The 20606-nt window shown below is 49.0% G+C and carries 16 protein-coding genes; 13 read left to right on the top strand and 3 right to left on the bottom strand.

The window, feature by feature from the left end; translation table 11 throughout:
• Positions 1 to 27: 27 nt before the first annotated feature.
• The 7 genes from XMD530_RS05865 (at position 28) to XMD530_RS05835 (ending at position 10349) form a co-directional block, all read left to right on the top strand.
• Positions 28 to 1797, top strand: a complete 1770-nt coding sequence (locus XMD530_RS05865; RefSeq protein WP_173482579.1) for an acyl-CoA dehydrogenase — start codon at positions 28 to 30, stop codon at positions 1795 to 1797.
• Between the two features lie 38 nt (positions 1798 to 1835).
• Positions 1836 to 3464 carry an electron transfer flavoprotein-ubiquinone oxidoreductase gene (locus XMD530_RS05860; protein WP_173495334.1) on the top strand — a complete coding sequence of 543 codons (1629 nt, stop codon included), beginning with the start codon at positions 1836 to 1838 and terminating at the stop codon, positions 3462 to 3464.
• Between the two features lie 250 nt (positions 3465 to 3714).
• Complete coding sequence (locus XMD530_RS05855; protein WP_173481720.1) at positions 3715 to 4146, top strand: rubrerythrin family protein; 432 nt, start codon at positions 3715 to 3717, stop codon at positions 4144 to 4146.
• Positions 4147 to 4205: 59 nt separating this feature from the next.
• Positions 4206 to 5546 (top strand): heterodisulfide reductase-related iron-sulfur binding cluster, encoded by a 1341-nt coding sequence (locus XMD530_RS05850; RefSeq protein WP_173494626.1) that lies wholly within the window; start codon positions 4206 to 4208, stop codon positions 5544 to 5546.
• Positions 5547 to 5556: 10 nt separating this feature from the next.
• Positions 5557 to 6141, top strand: coding sequence for a DUF3501 family protein (locus XMD530_RS05845; RefSeq protein WP_173494627.1), 585 nt, complete (start codon positions 5557 to 5559; stop codon positions 6139 to 6141).
• 127 nt (positions 6142 to 6268) lie between these two features.
• Positions 6269 to 7267: an efflux RND transporter periplasmic adaptor subunit gene (locus XMD530_RS05840; RefSeq protein WP_173494628.1), complete on the top strand. Its 999-nt coding sequence runs from the start codon at positions 6269 to 6271 to the stop codon at positions 7265 to 7267.
• A gap of 1 nt (position 7268) precedes the next feature.
• A complete protein-coding gene (locus XMD530_RS05835) occupies positions 7269 to 10349 on the top strand; it encodes an efflux RND transporter permease subunit (RefSeq protein ID WP_173506884.1) in 3081 nt (1026 codons plus the stop codon).
• An 80-nt stretch (positions 10350 to 10429) separates the two neighbouring features.
• Here the strand turns inward: XMD530_RS05835 and XMD530_RS05830 are convergent, their stop codons facing one another.
• From XMD530_RS05830 to xylB, 3 genes are all read right to left on the bottom strand, one after another.
• The gene (locus tag XMD530_RS05830) at positions 10430 to 11158 is read right to left on the bottom strand and encodes an SDR family oxidoreductase (protein WP_173481725.1); all 729 of its coding nucleotides are present in this window, start codon (positions 11156 to 11158) and stop codon (positions 10430 to 10432) included.
• Between the two features lie 42 nt (positions 11159 to 11200).
• Positions 11201 to 12253 carry an aldo/keto reductase gene (locus tag XMD530_RS05825; protein ID WP_173482574.1) on the bottom strand — a complete coding sequence of 351 codons (1053 nt, stop codon included), beginning with the start codon at positions 12251 to 12253 and terminating at the stop codon, positions 11201 to 11203.
• Positions 12254 to 12319: 66 nt separating this feature from the next.
• Entirely contained in the window at positions 12320 to 13774 is a 1455-nt protein-coding gene (xylB, locus tag XMD530_RS05820) for a xylulokinase (protein WP_173484114.1), read from the bottom strand.
• A gap of 272 nt (positions 13775 to 14046) precedes the next feature.
• On the opposite strand from xylB, the gene XMD530_RS05815 reads away from it, so the two are divergent.
• The 6 genes from XMD530_RS05815 to XMD530_RS05790 all read left to right on the top strand — a co-directional run bounded on the left by XMD530_RS05815 (position 14047) and on the right by XMD530_RS05790 (position 20569).
• A complete protein-coding gene (locus XMD530_RS05815; RefSeq protein WP_173482572.1) occupies positions 14047 to 15363 on the top strand; it encodes a sugar ABC transporter substrate-binding protein in 1317 nt (438 codons plus the stop codon).
• 101 nt (positions 15364 to 15464) lie between these two features.
• Positions 15465 to 16343: a carbohydrate ABC transporter permease gene (locus XMD530_RS05810; RefSeq protein ID WP_173498309.1), complete on the top strand. Its 879-nt coding sequence runs from the start codon at positions 15465 to 15467 to the stop codon at positions 16341 to 16343.
• Between the two features lies 1 nt (position 16344).
• On the top strand, positions 16345 to 17178 hold the full coding sequence (locus tag XMD530_RS05805) for a carbohydrate ABC transporter permease (protein ID WP_173482570.1): 834 nt from the start codon (positions 16345 to 16347) through the stop codon (positions 17176 to 17178).
• Between the two features lie 19 nt (positions 17179 to 17197).
• Positions 17198 to 18211 (top strand): ABC transporter ATP-binding protein, encoded by a 1014-nt coding sequence (locus XMD530_RS05800; protein ID WP_173482569.1) that lies wholly within the window; start codon positions 17198 to 17200, stop codon positions 18209 to 18211.
• Between the two features lie 9 nt (positions 18212 to 18220).
• The gene (gene dalD, locus XMD530_RS05795; RefSeq protein ID WP_173482568.1) at positions 18221 to 19612 is read left to right on the top strand and encodes a D-arabinitol 4-dehydrogenase; all 1392 of its coding nucleotides are present in this window, start codon (positions 18221 to 18223) and stop codon (positions 19610 to 19612) included.
• A 33-nt stretch (positions 19613 to 19645) separates the two neighbouring features.
• Positions 19646 to 20569 (top strand): AraC family transcriptional regulator, encoded by a 924-nt coding sequence (locus tag XMD530_RS05790; protein ID WP_173482567.1) that lies wholly within the window; start codon positions 19646 to 19648, stop codon positions 20567 to 20569.
• The last annotated feature ends 37 nt before the right edge of the window (positions 20570 to 20606 follow it).

Genomic DNA, 20606 nt, shown 5'->3' with positions numbered 1-20606 from the left:
ACGCTTTCCAAATCGGGAATCTATTCTATGAGTATCTATAACGCGCCTGCACAGGACACCGCTTTTGTATTGGATCAATTGGTTGAATTCGATCAACTTTGCCAGGCGATGGGCCTGGATGAAGTTAATCTTGAACTGGCCAATGTCGTCGTTGAAGAGGCGGGTAAGCTCGCATCTGAAGTACTGGCTCCGCTCAATGCAGTGGGTGACCAAAATGGCGCACGCCTTGAGGGTGACAAGGTTATTGAGACTCCGGGATTCTCTGATGCTTATCAACAATATATGGAAAACGGTTGGGCAACTCTGACAGCTCCTGAAGCGTTTGGCGGCCAGGGCTTGCCAAATGTTGTAGGTACGGCAGTCAATGAGTTGTGGCACTCGGCCAATATGGCGTTTGCACTCTGCCCGATGTTGACTCAGGGTTCGATTGAAGCACTGATCGCTCACGGCAGTGATGAGCTAAAAGATCAGTACCTATCGCGCTTAGTCAGCGGTGAGTGGACCGGCACCATGAATCTGACTGAACCTAACGCGGGTTCAGATTTAGCAGCCGTTTCAACCAAAGCGGTACCGAATGGCGATCACTACCTGATCTCAGGCCAGAAGATCTACATCACTTGGGGCGATCATCAGATGACCCCGAACATTGTGCATTTAGTCTTGGCGCGACTTCCAGATGCACCGGCCGGTGTAAAAGGGATTTCGCTGTTTATCGTGCCTAAGTTCTTGCTGGATGAGAACGGAGAGCCTGCAGAGCTAAACGATGCAAAATGCATCTCTCTAGAGCACAAATTGGGCATTCATGGTTCGCCAACCTGTACGATGAGTTTTGGCGATAATGGCGGTGCAGTAGGCTACCTGGTCGGTGAAGAGAACAAAGGCTTGGCTTACATGTTCACCATGATGAACCATGCACGTCAGTCGGTGGGTCTGCAGGGTTTGTCGATCTCTGAACGTGCTTATCAGCAAGCGGTTGCCTACGCGAAAGAGCGCACACAGGGCAGTCGTAAAGATGGTTCGAAAATCCCTATTATTGAGCATCCCGATGTGCGTCGCATGTTGATGGCGATGCGCTCGGGCTGTGAATCGATGCGTGCATTGGCCCTAGTTGCTGCTGCTGAGATTGATCGTTCGCACATCGAGGGTGATCAAACGGCGGCTAAAGCGCGTGTTGAACTGTTAACGCCGATCGTGAAGGGCTGGATGACAGAGATGGCCAATGAACTGACCTCTCTGAATATTCAGGTTCATGGTGGCATGGGCTTTATCGAAGAGGCTGGCGCGGCTCAGCACTACCGTGACGCCCGTATCTTAGCCATTTATGAAGGTACTAACGGCATTCAGGCACTGGATCTGATTGGTCGTAAAACCTTGAGCGATAACGGTGCAGCGTTAGCGGATCTGCTTGATGAAATGGCGGCTATTGAAGCCGATCTTCGAGCGTGCGGACTTGATAAGATGGCCAATCGTTTTGTGGCATCCGTGGCCCGCGCACGAGAGATTCGAGAGTTTATTCTTGATCGTGCTGCTGCCGATCGCAGCTTAATGGGTGCGGTCGCATTCGATTTCTTAATGCAGATGGGCTACCTCACCGGCGCCTACCTAATGGCAAAAGAGGCCATTCGAGCTAAAGCCTTAAGCGGAGCAGGTTCTGCTTACTCGGATGAGTTTTTGGCCGCTAAAGTTGCCACCGTGCGCTTTTATGCAGAGCACTACTTGCCACGAGCAGAAGCTCATGCACAAACGATTATGACGGGCCTTGATGCCGCATTTGTGCTGAGTGACGAACAGTTTTAATTTACATTTCAGTGATTGAGTCGTTTTAGGAGAGATCAATGGATTATGAAGTAATGGACTTTGATGTCCTAATTGTAGGTGCAGGCCCTGCGGGACTTGCAGCTGCTTGTAAGATCAAACAACTCAATGCTGATCTGATGGTCTGTGTTGTTGAGAAAGCGGCTGAGGTGGGTGGTCATATCCTGTCAGGCGCGGTGGTCGATCCTAAAGCGTTAACTGAACTCTTCCCAGATTGGAAAGAGCAGGGCGCACCCCTGGTCACTGAAGCGAAAACAGACGAAATCGTCCTTCTGAAAAACGAGATAAAATCGATTACAGTGCCTAACTTTGTGGCACCTAAAACGATGCACAACCACGGCTGTTACATCGCCTCTGTTGGCAATCTGTCACGTTGGTTGTCAGAACAGGCTGAAGCCTTGGGTGTTGAGGTGTTTCCTGGCTTCCCTGCGGCTGAAGTTCTTTATAACGAAGACGGCAGTGTCAAAGGTGTTCTCACCGGTGCGATGGGCATTGGCGAAAACGGTGAAGAGAAAGATAGCTACGTGCCGAGCATGGCGCTGCAGGCTAAGTTCACACTCTTTGCCGAAGGCTGTCGCGGTCATTTAGGTAAAGAGCTGATCAGTCAGTTCAACTTGGATGAGGGCAAAGATCCTCAGCACTACGGTCTTGGTATTAAAGAGCTATGGGATATCGATCCTGCGCAACATAAAGAGGGCTTGGTGATTCATGGCTCTGGTTGGCCATTGAGTGACGGTACAAGTGGTGGCTTCTTCCTTTACCATGCTGAGAATAATCAGGTCGTTGTGGGCCTAATCGTCGATTTGAACTACTCAAACCCTTGGGTCAGTCCTTTTGATGAATTCCAACGTATGAAGCACCACCCGAAAATCGCGCAGTACTTAGAGGGCGGTACTCGTGTCTCTTACGGTGCACGTGCCATTGCTAAGGGTGGTTACAACTGTCTTCCAGAGATGACCTTCCCTGGTGGTCTATTGATCGGTTGTGATGCCGGTACCTTGAACTTCTCGCGCATCAAAGGTGTTCACACGGCAATGAAGTCGGGCATGTTGGCGGCCGAAGCGGTAGTCTCTGCTATTGCTGAAGAGTCAAACACGGCAACCACATTTAATGATCTCTACAAAAACTCTTGGTTGTACCAAGAGTTGTACAGCTCACGTAACTTTGGCCCAGCTCTACATAAGTTTGGTCCAATTCTTGGTGGCGCTTTCAATACGCTGGATCAGAACATCTTTGGTGGTCGTATCCCAGTGACACTGCACGATACTCACGTCGACCATGAGATGCTGCGTCCAGCAAGCGAGTGTACGAAGATCGATTACCCTAAACCAGACGGAAAGCTATCATTCGATAAGCTTTCGTCAGTGTTTATTTCGAACACCGTGCATGAGGAGGATCAGCCTTGTCACCTACAGCTGAAGGATAGCAGTGTTCCTATCACCGTTAACTTTGCTCTGTATGCCGAGCCAGCACAGCGTTACTGCCCAGCCGGTGTATATGAAGTGCTTGAAGATGAAGCCGAACCACGCCTTCAGATTAACGCAGCCAACTGCCTGCACTGTAAGACCTGTGACATCAAAGACCCCACGCAGAATATTCGTTGGGTGGCACCAGAGGGTGGCGGTGGCCCTAACTACCCGAACATGTAAATCAGGCATTGGTTTAGCGGCCTGGTGAATTACTAATTAAAGAGAGCTTTTTAGCTCTCTTTTTCGTTTCTTAAAGAGACCGCTTTATGTTGCCAGCTTTAGGGTTGAAAGGTGAATAGGAAAGATCTATCAGCACCATAGAAAATTAAAATTAAGCCAATTTTGAGATCCTGGCGTATTTTTAAGTGAGACAAGAAATTTTCTTGTCCAAGCTCTGTTTAGTTAGCTAACAAAAATAGGAGAGAACATCATGGATCTCAAAGGTACTAAAACAGAAGAGAATCTAAAGGCAGCATTCGCTGGCGAATCAAAAGCAAACCGTCGTTACCTATATTTTGCCAACATGGCAGACATCGAGGGTGCTCCAGAAGTAGCCAACGTATTCCGTAATACGGCTGAAGGTGAAACTGGTCACGCGCACGGCCACATGGAATACCTAATCGATGGTGGTTCAGGTGACCCTGAAACTGGTCTAGCTGCAGGTAATGTGGCGGAAGCACTGGAATCTGCGATTGCAGGTGAAACTCACGAGTACACTGACATGTACCCAGGCATGGCGAAAGCAGCTCGTGAAGAGGGCTTTGACGAGATTGCTGATTGGTTCGAGACGCTTGCAAAAGCAGAACGCAGTCACGCTAATAAGTTCCAGAAAACTCTGGAAGCTTACAAAGCGGAAGCGTAATCAGCCTACGATAGGTCGGGCAAGCTGTTCGACCTATCGATCTTTGCCTGGAGAGTGTTATGAGTACAAAAAAAGAGGGCAACCTAGAAGCCCCAACACGCCATCCTCTGGATTGGAAAAATCCAACTTTTTACGACAAAGATGACCTTCACCAAGAGATGGAGCGCGTCTTTGATATCTGTCACGGTTGCCGTCGTTGCCTGAGTTTATGTGACGCCTTCCCAACGCTGTTTGATCTGATTGATGAAAGCGAAACTATGGAAGTCGATGGTGTTGCTAAAGAGGACTACAAGAAGGTTGTTGATCAGTGCTACCTCTGTGACATGTGTTACATGGCGAAGTGCCCTTACGTACCTCCACACCCGTTTGATTTAGATTTTCCGCATCTTATGCTGCGCGCTAAAGCGGTTGAGACCAAAGAGAAGGGTCTCCCCATGCGCGACAAGATTTTATCCAGCACTGACACCACCGGTAAGCTAGCCGGTATCCCCATTGTCAGTGAGACGATTAATACGGTTAACCATTGGAAGCCGACACGCAAAGCACTCTCTGCGACCTTAGGCGTTGACGAAGAGGCATGGTTACCTCCATTTGCAAGCAAGAAGTTACGCAGCAAAGCCAAGCCGAATGAGACTTTTGACGTTGTAGCGGGTGAACGCACACCCGGAAAAGTGGCACTGTTTGCGACCTGCTACATCAATTACAACGAGCCGGGTATTGGTGAAGATTTTATTGCCGTACTAGAGCACAACGACATTCCCTGGACCTTTGCTCAGAAAGAGGTCTGCTGTGGCATGCCGAAGCTAGAGCAGGGCGATCTTGAAGGGGTGGACTCGCTAAAACGTATCAATATCCCGCAACTGGCTAAGTTAGCCAAAGAGGGTTATGCGCTGACGTCGGCTGTGCCAAGTTGTACCTTGATGTTTAAACAAGAGCTGCCACTAATGTACCCGGATGACGAAGAGGTTAAGTTGGTCCAGGAAGCATTTTGGGATCCGTTTGAATACCTGATCGCACGTCAAAAAGATGGTCTATTGAAAGCGGAGTTTGAACAAGGACTAGGTAAAGTCTCTTACCATGTTCCCTGTCACGGTCGCGTGCAAAACGTCGGTAAGAAAACCGAAGAGATGTTGAAGCAGATTCCTGATACCGAACTAAAAACAGTAGAGCGATGCAGTGGTCACGCTGGCACCTACGGTGTTAAGAAAGAGTTTCATGAAAAAGCGATGAAGATAGGTAAGCCGGTATTCCGTCAGATGGCTGATTTTGATCCGGATTATATTTCGAGTGACTGCCCATTGGGAGGAGCTCACATCGCACAAGGTATCGATAAAAATCACGATAAGCAGCCAGAAAAGTCACACCCAATATCACTATTGCGCAAGGCTTATGGCATTTAAGGAGTAGAGTATGACCCAATTAGTACGCGACTCGTTAATGTCGCTGGAAACCTACCACAAAGAACGTCCTGAATTTCGTAAAAAGGCACTGGAGCACCGCCGTCGAAGAACGGTCTTTATTGGTCCCAACGTCACGCTTCAGTTTGAAGATGAGTTGACCATCCGCTACCAGATCCAAGAGATGCTTCGTATCGAGAAAACCTTCGATGAAGAGGGTATTCAAGATGAGTTGGATGCCTACAACCCGCTGATTCCTGATGGGACCAACCTGAAGTGTACACAGCTCATTGAATTTGCCGATCCAGACGAGCGCAAAGTGGCACTGGGTAAGTTGGTCGGGCTTGAACACAAAACCTATGTTCAGGTATTCGGCCATGAAAAGGTGTTTGCGATAGCCGATGAAGATTTAGAACGCAGTACTGAAGAGAAGACCAGTGCCGTCCACTTCATGCGTTTTGAATTAACTGATGAGATGATTGCGACACTTAAAGCGGGCGCGGCCCTTGCCGTTGGTGTGGATCACCCCAACTATCAGCACCATATAGATGAAGTAGACCCTGAAACTCAGGTTACTTTAACCGCTGATCTTAAATAGTTCTGATCCCTGAAGAGAGGGTGCAGTCGGCTACCCTCTCACTCTTTTATTTTGCAATGCACCATTCCTCGCTAGACTGCGTAGATATCGGTCTAGATCTTTAGACCATCCGTCACAATCGAGGTTAATGATGCGCTCCCTTCTTTTTGCTTTAGTGTTTGGCCTATCTAACAGTGTTCACGCAGCACCTGTGGTGTCGACCCAGTCTTTAGCGGACTTGGTCTACTACCCAACATTCTCAGCACCTGCTGAAGTTATCAGTGCCAATGATGCAGCGCTGAGTGCTGAACTCTCCGCACGTATTGTGAAGATTAATGTTGAGGTGGGTGATCGAGTGAAGCAGGGCGACTCACTGGTGAATTTAGATTGCCGTACCTACGAGAGTCAGTTGGCGACGCAAAAAGCGGTTTTGAGTGAGTTGCGCTCACAACGCCCACTTTTGAGTGATCAATACGAACGTGCCAAGACTCTGAACAAACGAGGCAATCTAGGTGACGATGCTCTGCAACAGCGTGAAACGGCGCTTACCTCATTGGATGCCCGCATCGATGTGCAAAACCGTCAGATTGAACTGGCTGGTATTGCGACTGAAAATTGTTCGCTGGTTGCTCCATTCGATGGAGTCATTGCAGCACGAATGGCTCAGCTAGGTGCCTTAGCCGCTCCCGGTATGCCTCTGCTTCAGTTGGTTCAAACGGATGGGGCAGAACTAGAAGCCAAAGTCGCCCCTGGAAAAGGGGTTGCTGAGAGCAAGGTGTGGTTTGAAAGCAACGGCCAATCTTTCGCGGTTGAGTTAAGAGCTAAATTGCCCATTATTGATCGTCGCGAACGCACGCAGACCTACCGTTTTATTTTTACTGAAGCGACGCCCGAGATTGGTGCAACGGGTCGTTTAACCTGGACCGCCAATCAACCGCACGTCTCCTCTGAACTGTTGGTTCGCCGTAAAGTGGATGGCGAATGGAAGCTTGGTCTGTTGCTTGAAAAGCAGGGTGTCGCACAATTCTTCGTAGTCGACAGTGCCATAGAGGGTCAGCCTGCGGCGGTTGATCTTCCCAAGGGGTCACAGGTCATTACCGAGGGTCGATTGCTCGCAGTCGAGGGCGAAGCGGTAGAGGTGCGCTGATATGTGGCAACGCTTCATTACTAACCATGTGCTAGCTAACCTGACCTTCTTGCTAGTACTGGCGGTCGGTCTGTTGAGTTATCAAGGACTGCCCCGTCAGCAAGATCCAACCATCAACTTCAACTGGATCATCGTCACCACACCGCTACCGGGTGCTACGGCACTTGATGTCGAGAGTAAGGTGACGGATCCGCTTGAAGATGCGTTACGTTCACTGGCCGATGTAAAGTTTGTTTCGAGTAATTCACGCGAAGGGATCTCTAGCATCCTAGTGCGCTTTGAGGACATCGATGATCGTACCTTCGATAAACGCTTAGCCGATCTGCGTCGTGAAATACAAAACACTGAATCTGAACTGCCGGATGCTGCGTTAGATTCACTGATTCTGGAGATCACCAGCTCCAATGCCTTCCCTGCCGCAACGGTGGCGGTGACCAGCTTGGCGGATGACGAGAACCTGCGTCTGCAAGCGACTCGTATCGACAAAGATCTGTCCCAGCTTAAAGGCGTTTCTCGCATCGACCCTGTGGCACTGCCTGACCCAGAACTGCAGGTCAATCTGGATGTCTCTGAACTGGAAGCCCTAGGCATTACCCCACAACAGGTTGCCAACACCGTTACTGCCTTCTTCCAAGATGAGGCGGCTGGTAACTTGGTACAAGGCGATCGTAACTGGTTGGTGCGTGTTGTCGGTACGGCCGCTTACCCAAGCTATCTGGCCAATCGACCGGTATTGGGGGCATCGGGAGAAGTGCCACTGTCACGTGTCGCCAGTGTCGAGCGCGCTCGTGAAGATTCTAGTTTCTTAGTACGTGTCGATGATAAACCGGCTGTGCTGTTGGCGGTAATGAAGAAAGAGGGTGCCAACACCCTGGAATTGGTTGAGCGTGTTCAGACCTACATGGATGAGCGAAATGCTCTATCGGTTGAGACCGGTGTCGAGATGGTCTTGATTGATGATCAGACCATTGCGACGCGCAAGTCGATCCAAATCATGGAGAACAATGCACTGATCGGTCTGATCCTGGTGTTGGTTGTGGCTTGGCTCTTCTTAGGTACACGCATCGCACTGCTCACAGCGATCGGCATCCCCTTTATTTTGGCAGCCACCTTCTGGGTACTGGCGGGACTGGGCGAAACGTTGAACGTCACCGTGCTGTTGGGTGTGGTGATTGTATTGGGTATGTTGGTTGATGACGCCGTCGTTGTGGTCGAATCGATCTACTATCGGCTACAGCGAGGATTTACTGGGATTGCCGCCGTTCAGGGTTCGTTGAAAGAGGTAGCGGCTCCCGTCACAGCGGCGGTACTGACCACCATCGCCGCTTTTTTACCGCTGATGCTACTGCCCGGTATTTTGGGCAAGTTCATGAAGGTTATTCCTATGGTGGTGTCGATCGCCCTAGCGATCAGTCTGATTGAAGCCTTTTGGATGCTGCCTGCCCACATTTTGGCGGCTAAGGTTGGGTTTGATAAACCGAGTCGAATTCAGCGTCTGCGTGAAACCATGACCCACCGCGTGCAGATCACCTATGTTCGTCTGTTGATCAAAGCGCTGCGCCGTCCGGTTCTCTCACTGATTGTCGCCGTATTGCCACTGATAGGCGCGGTCGGTGCCCTAGGCAACGGCTACATTAAGATGGATTTCTTTGCGGCCGATCCTGTCCGCCTATTCTATGTGAACGTTGAAATGCCGGCAGCGACGCCTGTCGCGAAAACGATGGAGGTGGTCTCACGTGTGGAAGAGCGTGTCCGTCAAAATGTGCGTGACGGGGAAGTGCGCGCCATCGCAAGCTATGCCGGTCAGATGTTTACCGAGACAGAGCCGCGTATTGGCGAGCAGTACGGCCAGATTCTTGTCGGTCTAAACCCTAAAACACCTGAACTGCGCACAGTTGAAGAGATGACCGATGCGGTGCGTGAAGATTTGGGTGACATTGCCGGTCCGATTCGCATCTCATTCTTGCGCCTATCGGGTGGTCCGCCTGCCTCTAAACCGATCTCGGTCAAGGTACGTGGTGATGATTACCAAGAGATTCGCGACGCTACCAACATTCTGATTGAAATTCTGAACAGTCACGAAGATTTCGTGGATGTTGAAGACGATGCGGCTCGTGGTCGTTATGAGTTGAGTCTGGAGTTAGACAGTGATGCGATCAATCGTACAGGTTTGAACCCTGCGGATGTTCGTCGCACCCTGCGCCTATTGGTCGACGGTGAAGTTGTCGCGAGTATGCGAGATGCCGGTGAACGCCTGGATGTTCGTGTTCGTGCTAATCCTGAGTCGCTACCCTCTCTTGAGCGTCTGCTTAGCTACCGTATTCCTGTTCCCGCGGGCGGTGCTATTCCTCTGTCGGAGTTGGTAATAGAGGAGCGTAAACAGTCGTTGGGTAACATTCGTCACTACAACTTCCGTCGTGCAATCACCTTAGAGGCTGACCTTCGCTCTGGCGGTATGGATACCGTACAAGCCAACGCCTTCTTGCTAGAGCGCTGGAAGGAGTACGAAGCGCAATATCCTGCCATCGATCTCGACTTCTCGGGTGAGTTGGATGATATCCAAGAGAGTATGGATTCGATTGCGATTCTCTTCTTGGTCGGCGTCGGCTTGATGTACCTAATATTGGGCACGCAGTTCCGCAGTTACTGGCAGCCATTAATGATCTTGGCGACAGTGCCACTGGCGTTTACCGGTGTTGTATTGGGCTTGATCGTGACGCAAAACCCGCTCAGTCTCTACACTATGTACGGTGTCGTGGCCTTAGCCGGTATTGCCGTGAATGCCGCGATCGTACTGATATCGGCCGCCAATGACCGAATTGGCAATGGCATGAGCCTGATGCATGCGACGCTTTATGCTTCGCGTCGACGGGTCATTCCGGTATTGATTACTACCCTGACCACCATGGCGGGTCTATTTTCGCTTGCAGCGGGTCTGGGTGGTAAGTCACTGATCTGGGGCCCAGTCGCCACCTCGATCGTATGGGGCTTGGGCTTCTCGTCTGTGCTAACGCTGTTTGTGATTCCGCTTCTTTATCGTCTGTCGATGCGAAGAGCGGTTAAGCGAATTTCTGAAAGCTGAAGTAGTTTTAACGCTAGCTCCAAGGTATGAAACCTGCCTTAGGAGCTAGCACTCGGTGCGAAGCGAAAATTACTCGCCCATCAGAGATCAAAATTCGTTGGAATGATGACCATGTCACGCACAGTCATATGACGTGGCCTAGTCAACATAAACAGCAACGCCTCTGCGATCTCTTCTGGCTCGATTAGGCTGCCATTGGCACGAGCCTCTTTTAATTTACCTTCCGGCCAGTCCGAGAGTAATCCCGTTGCCACAGGCCCAGGTGATACCGATCCAATACGAATGCCGTGCTTAAACATCTGACGTCGAGTCGTCTGAACAAAACAGTCGATCGCCCATTTTGATGAGGCATAAATAGGTTCCCATGGCGTCGGGTAGTGGGCTGCTAGCGAGCTGGTCACCAAAATGTCACCGGTCTCTCGCTCAATCATATGCGCTAACACAGCTTGTACGTTTTTCATCACCACATTGATATTTAAATTCAGCATTCGATCAATCTGGTCAGCGTCAGACTCCATGAGATCTCCGCCGACATAGAGCCCAGCGTTGGCGTGAAAGATATCCAGATGCCCAGTCATCTCCAGAATGCGTGGCACCATCTCTTTGCACTGTTCCGGATCGAGCAGGTCAATGACCAGTGGTAGAGCCTTATCCCCAAGACGACTGCAGATATCAGACAGCGCAGACTCGTTTCGATCGATAAAGATAACTGTGGCACCTTCATCCAGCATCGCTTTGGCACTGGCGAAACCAATGCCTGACGCAGAGCCTGTAACCGCGGCAATTTTGCCTTTTAATTGTTCGCTCATATCAATCTCTTATTTTGCATCGGCTATCAGGATAGCCGCCTCTTAAAAGGGTTGAGGGTAGCGCTTAAAGACAGCCGCTAACTCAGTTTGTAGCTCTTCAGACAGTAGCATATCAAAAGCGGCGATGTCCTCTTTTAGTTGATCCATTGAGGTCGCCCCAATAATGGTAGAGGTTACGCCATCAACCTGATCACACCATGCGAGTGCAAGCTGTGACGGGGTGTAACCAAACTGTTTGGCTAACTTGACGTACTCTGCAACAGCTTCATGAGCCTGGGGTGTATTCCGATGCAGGGCAGCGGGGTTTGAGATGCTCCAGCGGCTTCCTTTCGGCATTGCTCCATCAGCGTATTTGCCAGAGAGTAATCCTGATGCCAACGGTGACCAAGGAAGATAGGCGATCTCTTCGTGAACGCAGTTCTCGATCAAGTAGGGCCAATCTTTCGCATGCAACAGACTAAACTCATTCTGAATCGAGACCGGTTTGGGTAGGTCATGCTGTCGGCTCAGTTTTAGATAGGTGTTGATGCCCCAGGTAGTATCATCTGAGAGGCCGAAATGACGGATTTTTCCGTCACTTATGCATTGCGCTAAACCTTTAAGGATATCCAACATTTGAGCTTCATGTTCAGCCGCTTTAATGTCGCTAAACTTGAAGAAGTTCGGAGTATGCTTGCCAAAGTGAGGTGAAGTTCTGTTTGGCCAGTGTAGTTGATAGAGATCGATGTAGTCAGTCTGCAGGCGCTTCAATGAATTATCGACCGCCTCAATCACTGCCTTGCCTGTAATTGGGCCGCCGCTTCTTACCCAAGGTAACCCGATACCTGCGATTTTGGTGGCAATGATCATCTCGCTGCGACGGGATGGGTTTCGAGCAAGCCAGTTACCAATGATCTCTTCTGTTTTACCGTAGGTCTCTGCTGTTGGCGGCACTGCGTACATTTCGGCTGTATCAAAAAAGTTAATACCAACTGATAAGGCGTGTTCGATCTGTTCGTCGGCCTCCGCTTGGGTGTTCTGCTTACCCCAGGTCATTGTGCCCAAACAGATTCTTGAAACGCTTAATCCACTGGTTCCTAAACGGCTGAACTGCATGCTAACCCCTTCTAAGTTTTCGTTAATTCTAGATTGGTAAAGCCAAGCTTTACGCTAACATACTCTTTATAGATTCAGTGACTTAATTGCTGGGTAAAGAGAGCGGTAACGTTGATAGGCTGCTTCATATTGATTCAACAGAGTTGCATCTGGCTCAATGCGAGCTTCAATCTTAGGTTGAGTCAGTAGTGATTCAGGGCTAGCTTTCCGGTGAGCCAGCATTGCTAGACGTGCCGCACCGTAGGCGGCACCAAAATCCCCATCGGATGGAAGCAGCAGAGTTCTGTTCAGAATATTAGCCAGCGTCTGTAACCAAAACGTTGACCCTGAGCCGCCTCCTACCGCAATGATCTCGTTGACGCATGAGCCTGCAGCAATAAGAGCTTCAAGATTATCGCGAATAGCAAAAGCGACCCCTTCCATAACGGCTTGAGTCAGTAGCTTCTGGTCAGAACTGTGATCTAAGCCGATGAACATCCCCCTTACCTGCGCATCGTTATGGGGCGTTCGTTCACCCGAAAGATAGGGCAGAAAAGTGACGCTAGCAGGCCCCTTAGGCTCGGCCTCCAGTGCGGCATCAAGTTCTATTGCTGACTTGCCCGTTAGCCTGGCATACCAATTCAGTGCGTCGGTAGCAGAGAGTATGACCCCCATCTGGTGCCAAGTATTTGGGATGGCATGACAGAAGGCATGAACAGCGCTCTCTGGAAGTGGTTTAAAACCATTGGTCGCTGCAAATAGGACGCCGGAAGTGCCTAATGAGAGGAAGGCTTGGCCCTCATCAATAACGCCCATGCCGATAGCCGAAGCTGCGTTGTCACCTGCACCGCCGCCAATGATTACGTCGTTGCTCAAACCCCATCTGCTGGCTAACTCAGTACGTAACCTTCCTGCCGCTTCAGATCCCTCAACAAGACGAGGCATCTGATCAAGCGTCATTCCACTCAATGATAAAAGTTCTTCTGACCAGCAGCGATTCTTAACATCTACCCAGCTTGTTCCGGCCGCATCGGACATCTCAGAAATGTATTCGCCACTTAACCAATAGGCAATGTAGTCTTTGGGTAAAAGGACCTTGGCTACCTTGTTAAAAATTTCGGGTTCATTTTTTGCTACCCATACGAGTTTGGGTGCCGTAAAACCTGGGAATACGATGTTGCCCGATACTTGTCTAAATTCTGGCATAGCATCCAATTCAGCGGCCTCTTTGTAGCTGCGAGTGTCGTTCCAAAGAATAGATGGACGAAGTACTTCGCCCTCAGCATCCAGCAGTGTGGCACCGTGCATCTGGCCTGAAAATGATATAGCACGCGTTGCAGCAAGCTCTTCTGGGTGATGACTTTTCAGTTTAGTAATCGCTTCTTCACAGGCCGCAATCCAGTCGGCAGGGTCCTGTTCTGACCAACCCGGGTGAGGTCTTGAGACAGTGATCGAAGCAGTTTCGCTGCCCACAACCTGCTGTGAGTCATCCATTAACAGGGCTTTAACCCCAGAGGTTCCTAGGTCGAGTCCTAAATACATTTCAACTACCTACTATTTTTATTCCAAAAAATGCATTGGCTATATTCAACGTCGAAACTTTGCATTATTTGACGTATTTATAAACTATATTGCACTGGTTAACGCATATGCGAAATAGAATTGCAATAAAATACAATCATTGAGTTTTTTTGTATAAGTGTTTGAAAAAATCTAATGCTACTGTGTTGCTCAGATGCTAAGGGTTATATTCGAATTTGCGAATAAAAGTACATTTAGTGTCAAAGCAAGAAAAAAATCGACAGGAGTACGTCATGAAAGTAAAAATGCTCTCGGCTGCCGTTGCAGGTGCCGTAATGCTATCAACTCAAGCGTTCGCTGGATCACACGGCGGCACTGAGCTAGTAATCGCTACTGTAAACAACGGTCACATGATCGAGATGCAGAAGCTAACGCCTAAGTTCGAAGAAGAGACTGGTATCAAAGTTAAGTGGGTAACTCTTGAAGAGGGTGTTCTTCGTCAACGTGTTACGACTGACATCGCAACTAAAGGTGGTCAGTTCGATATCATGACTATTGGTATGTATGAAGCGCCTATCTGGGGTGAGAAAGGGTGGCTAGAGCCTCTAAATTTCTCTGCTGAGTACAACGTAGACGATATCCTACCAGCGATGCGCGGTGGTCTATCTCACGAAGGTAACCTATACGCTGCTCCGTTCTACGGTGAGTCGTCTATGGTTATGTACCGTAAAGACCTACTAGATAAAGCAGGTATCACTCTTCCATACAACCCAACTTGGGCAGATATGGAGCAGGCAATCGCTGCAATGCATGACCCAGAAAATGGTGTGTACGGTACTTGTCTTCGTGGTAAGCCAGGTTGGGGTGACAATGCTGCATTCATCACAACGATTGCTAACACTTTCGGTGCGCGTTGGTTTGATGAGAACTGGAAGCCACAGCTAGACTCTGCTGAGTGGAATGCTGCTATTAACTTCTATGTCGACCTAATGACTAAGTACGGCCCTCCAGGTTCAACAGCTAACAGCTTCAACGAAATCCTTGCTCTAATGAACGAAGGTAAGTGTGGCTCTTGGGTTGACGCAACAATCGCTGCATCTTTCGTATCTGATCCAGCCCAGTCAAAAGTAGCTGACTCAATTGCTTATGCACAGGCTCCAGTTCAGAAAACTAAACGTGGTGCAAACTGGCTATGGGCTTGGGCTCTAGGTATCCCAGCCTCTTCTGAGAAGAAAGATGCTGCAATGAAGTTCCTAGAGTGGTCTACATCTGCTGACTACATCAACCTAGTTGGTGAGACTAACGGTTGGGGCCGTGTTCCAACTGGTACTCGTGCATCGACTTACGCTAACGAGAAATTCCAGGCAGCTGCTAACTTCGCAAGCGCTGAGATGGATGCTATCAACAGCGCAAATCCATACGACTCTACCTTCGAGAAAACACCATACACAGGTGTTCAATTTGCTGCGATTCCTGAGTTCCAGGCTATCGGTACAGCGGCTGGTCAGCAGTTCGCTGCTGCTCTTGCAGGTGAGAAAAGTGTAGAAGAGGCGTTGGCTGCAGCACAGGCTTACGCTGACCGCGAAATGCGTAAAGCTCGCTACTACTAAGCAAGCTGTAATTTAGGGTTTCAGTATTCTTTTACCCTAAAAAGCCCCCAGCTAATCTTTAGCTGGGGGCACTTTTTCTGATCTATTTACGGTAATTTATTATGTCTTCGCAATCTCGAAGCAGTCGCTTAATGCCTCGGTTACTACTAAGTCCAGCTGTGATCACACTGTTGATCTGGATGGTCGTGCCACTGGCTTTGACGATCTATTTTTCGTCGATTTTCTATAACTTGATGCAACCAGATAGCACCGGTTTTGCTGGGTGGATGAACTACGAGTTCATGATCACCAACCCTGCATTCAGTGATGCCATTATCAATACCTTGGTTCTGCTTGCTTCGACAGTTGCTATTACTGTGATTGGTGGATTAGCGATAGCGCTTCTCATCAATGAAACATTCCCCGGGCGAGGTATTGTTCGTCTGCTACTTATTTCTCCGTTCTTTGTCATGCCAACCGTCAATGCACTTTTGTGGAAACACATGATGATGAACCCTATTTATGGTGTGTTGGCTCAAGTTTGGACATTTTTTGGGCTAACCCCGATCAACTGGCTTCAAGATCTGCCACTTTTTTCAGTCATCATAATGATCAGCTGGCAGTGGCTCCCTTTTGCCTGTTTGATTCTTATGACCTCACTGCAATCGATGGATCGCGAGCAGCTTGAAGCAGCTGAAATGGACGGTGCCAATTACTGGCAGAAATTCCGTTACATGTATCTACCTCACTTAGCTCGTCCGATCTCTGTTGTCATCATGATTGAAGTGATCTTCTTACTGTCTGTCTTTGCAGAGATCTTCACAACCACGAACGGTGGTCCAGGTACACAGAGTACCAACCTTGCTTACTTGATTTTCAATGAGGCTTTGCAGGCATTCGATATTGGTGTTGCATCAGCTGGCGCGGTCTTTGCCATCATCCTAGCGAATATCGTTGCGATCTTTTTGATCCGTATCATCGGCAAAAATCTGGAGAAGTAAGATGAGTACTAAAAAATCTAAATGGACTCCAGCCCTTATTGCTAGAACGGCAGCAGCTTGGGGTATTGCGTTGCTGCTCTTCTTTCCACTTATATTTATGGGCTTTACAGCGTTCAAAACAGAGCTGCAGGCTATCGCTGTTCCTAGTCTTTGGGCCTTTGAGCCGACACTGGAGAACTTCCATGTCGTTAACGAGCGCTCTGACTACGTCCAGTTTGCCTGGAACTCTGTGGTCACTTCGGTTGTTTCAACTGTCTTAGGTCTACTGATTGCTGCACCTGCTGCTTACAGTATGGCGTTTTCGCCTACCAAGGGCACTAATGGTCTGTTGTTGTGGATGCTATCAACTAAGTTTATGCCTGCAGTCGGTGCGTTGCTTCCGATCTATGTCATCTTCCAACAACTCGGTCTGTTAGATACCAAGACGGCTTTGGTCATCATCTTCACCATGATGAACCTGCCTATTATGGTTTGGATGCTCTACACCTACTTTAAAGATATTCCACACGAAATCTTAGAAGCTGCGCGTATGGACGGTGCTTCGGTTTGGCAGGAGTTTCGCCATGTGTTGCTTCCACTGGGTATTGGTGGTCTAGCCTCTACTGGCCTCTTATGTCTGGTACTGGCGTGGAATGAAGCATTTTGGGCGCTAAACCTCGGGGCAGCAGATGCTGGTACGTTGGCAACCATGATGGTCAGTTACTCAAGCCCTGAAGGCCTGTTTTGGGCGAAGCTCTCTGCAGCGTCCCTAATGGCTATTGCACCAATCGTTGTGATCGGTTGGTTCTCACAGAAACAGTTGGTTCAAGGCCTGACTTTCGGCGCCGTGAAGTAAGTATTTGGAGTTTTTACACATGTCATATTTAGAATTAAAAAACGTCGATAAGTACTACGGCGATGTACACGCGATCAAAGGGGTTAACCTTACCATCAACAAAGGCGAATTCATTGTATTCGTAGGTCCATCCGGTTGTGGTAAATCCACGCTGCTTCGCATGATTGCCGGTCTAGAAGAGATCAACGATGGCGATCTAGTGTTAGATGGCAATGAGATCACTCACCAGGCTCCATCTAAGCGTGATTTGGCGATGGTTTTCCAGTCATACGCTCTCTACCCACACATGACGGTTGAAGAGAATATGTCGTTCGCTCTGCGTATCAAAGGTGAAGAACAGTCGATTATTGATCAAAAGGTCGCTAAGGCTGCAGAGACGCTGAACCTAACGCCCTACTTGAAGCGCACTCCTAAGGAACTTTCAGGTGGTCAGCGTCAGCGTGTCGCGATCGGTCGTGCGATTGTTCGTTCGCCAAAAGTATTCCTGTTCGATGAGCCGCTATCAAACCTTGATGCTGCTCTTCGTGGTCAAACACGTGTAGAGATTGCAGAGCTACACCGTGATTTGAACGCGACTAGCATCTACGTAACACACGATCAGGTCGAAGCAATGACACTGGCTGATCGAGTGGTTGTCCTTCAGGGTGGTGTGATTGAGCAGGTCGGTACGCCGATGGAACTATACGAAGCACCTGCAAACAAGTTTGTTGCTCAATTTATTGGTCAGCCTCAGATGAACCTACTCTCTGCGAGTTACTTCAGCGGTATCTCTGCCGATGCGGTCGATGTGGGTGTGCGCCCAGAGCATTTCTCTATTGTGGATGCGGGACAAGGTGCTATTTCCGGTCAGGTTGAATTGATCGAAGCCCTGGGTAACGAAACGCTGATTCACGTCTGCCTTGAAGGTAGTGGCGAGAAATTGATTGTTCGCCAGTATGAGCAGCCAAGCATCAAAGTTCGTGACTCTGTCTCAATCAATTACGACGCTTCTCACCTGCATCAATTTGATGCGAAGGGTGAGGCGATTCGCTGAGGTCTCGGTATGAGTAATACACAACCTAATATTAACCTGCATTTAGGCTTGGGCTCTTTTCATCGAGCCCACCAAGCGCTCTATTTGCAGTGGTTACATGATCTGGGTGATCAATCTTGGGTTCTAGCCGGGGGTAATATTCGTCCTGACATGGCCGATACGATTGCAGCCCTTCAAGCCTCGTCAGGTGCTTACACGCTTGAGACAGTGACGCCTCAGGGTGAGCGTGACTATAAGCGTATTGAGGCGATTAAACAGATCATTCCATTCGATGCTGAGCTCAATGGTCTGACAGAGGTCGCTGTGGATGAGAAGACAAAGATCATCTCATTTACCGTTACTGAAGCGGGATACTACCTAGACTCACAAGATCAGCTGGATCAAAGCTATGCAGACCTGGTCACTGACCTTAAAGGTGAGACAGTTGTTACGCTTTACGGCGCTTTGGCGCGTTTGTTAAAGGCTCGTTTAGCGGCGGGTGCAGGTCCTGTTACTCTAATGAACTGCGACAACCTTCGTTCGAATGGTGATCGCTTCATGAAAGGTTTCCTACAGTTTTTAGATCTGCGTAACGAGACAGAGCTAAAAGCTTGGGTCGAAAACAATACCTCAGCGCCCAATGCGATGGTGGATCGAATTACACCGCGCCCAACCGCTGATGTGGTAGAGCGTGTCAAAGCTGCGACGGGTATAGATGACAAATCCGCTCTGATGGGTGAGTCATTTATTCAATGGGTTATTGAAGATCACTTTATTGCAGGGCGTCCCGCTTGGGAGAAAGTCGGCGTAGAGATGGTTGAGGACGTAGGCCCCTACGAAGAGGCTAAAATACGCTGTCTAAACGCGACGCATAGCTGTATCGCTTGGGCGGGTACATTAGCCGGTATGGACTATATCCATGAAGGTACGCAGGATAAAGAGATCTGTCAGTTGGGTTATAATTATGTAACCGACAATGTCATTCCAGCGTTGCCAGACTGCCCGTTGGATTTGGCAAAATATCGTGATGTGGTGTTGGATAGATTCTCTAATCCGAACATTCAAGATACCAACGCACGAGTTGCCATGGACGGTTTTTCGAAGATCCCCGGTTTCATTCTGCCAACCATTCGAGATGGTTTAGAGCGTGGATTAGATCTAAAATCGGTCTCTATTCTTCCGGCTCTATTTTTAGCTTTCTTGATTCGTGAGCGTCGAGGGGATATCCCTTACACTTACGAAGATCAGCTAATGGATGCTGCAGTGGCTGACGCGATTGTTGGTGCAGAAGATCCGGTAAATGCTTTTGTTGCTGAGCGCCTGCTATTCAATGAGTTGGCAGGCAATGAGATTTTGTTGGCCGCAATGAGAAGCGCTTACCAACAGGTGAATGAATTTATTGAACGTCGGGAGGGGCGTTGATAATAAGCTGACTGAGTCAGCATCGAGGTGCATATGCAAACAAATGATTTGAAGGTCATTAGACCGCCAGAAAAAGAGAGTGATTTTCACCGTCATCCTGACCTCGGTTATGAGGAGCAGATTGATGAGGGCTTTATTCGCTTTTTGGAGCATGGTGCACCTCACCAGTTGATTCGTTGGCACTTTCATGAAGAGTATGAACTTCATTTGATCACCGAAACCAAGGGCAAAGTTTTTGTCGGTGATTACATTGGTCACTTCCAGCCGGGTCAGCTTGTCCTGACCGGGCCTCACCTGCCTCATAACTGGATCTCCACGGAATACCCTAACGGCCAAGATCATGTTGAAGTGCGTGACAAGGTATTGCAGTTCCGTCGCGAGCCTCTTGTGCGCAGTGCTGAATTGATTCCCGAAATGCGTTCTTTAATGAATTTCTTGGATCGTGCGGCTAACGGTGTCGAATTCTACGGTATCAGCGCTCAAGTTGAGGCGATGATGGATCGCATAAAAGTCAGCTCAGGTATGGATCGTCTGGCCAATTTCATTGAGTTAATGGCTGTTTTGGCTAAGCATGAAAACTACCGACTGCTCTCGTCTGTACAGTTGCAGAGTCGAGATGATCAACACCATCTCGATGAGATCAGTGAAATTGTTGGCTATGTCTCAGAGCACTACTCAACCAACTTCAACATGGCGGAAGTCGCTGAAAAGTTTGGTATGAGTGAGAGCCGATTCTCTCGCTATTTCCGTAAAGCTACAGGCAATACCTTTACTGACTTTGTCACGCGCATGCGTATCAACAAGGCCAGTCAGCTACTGCTCGATACGGATCAGTATATCTCTACTATCTGTTACAGCGTTGGCTTTAACAACGTCGCCAACTTTAACCGTAGGTTTATGGAAGTGCGCGGCATGACGCCGAGTGAATTCCGTAAAAACGGTAAGCTGCGTTACTGATCTATCCCTAAACAGACGCGCTGAGTTGTTATATCAT

Origin of the sequence: Marinobacterium sp. xm-d-530, from assembly GCF_013283365.1 — a bacterium.
GTDB lineage: Bacteria > Pseudomonadota > Gammaproteobacteria > Pseudomonadales > Balneatricaceae > Marinobacterium_E.
The sequence above is the reverse complement of the archived record's forward strand: the minus strand, read 5'-3'. Positions and strand labels throughout refer to the sequence as shown.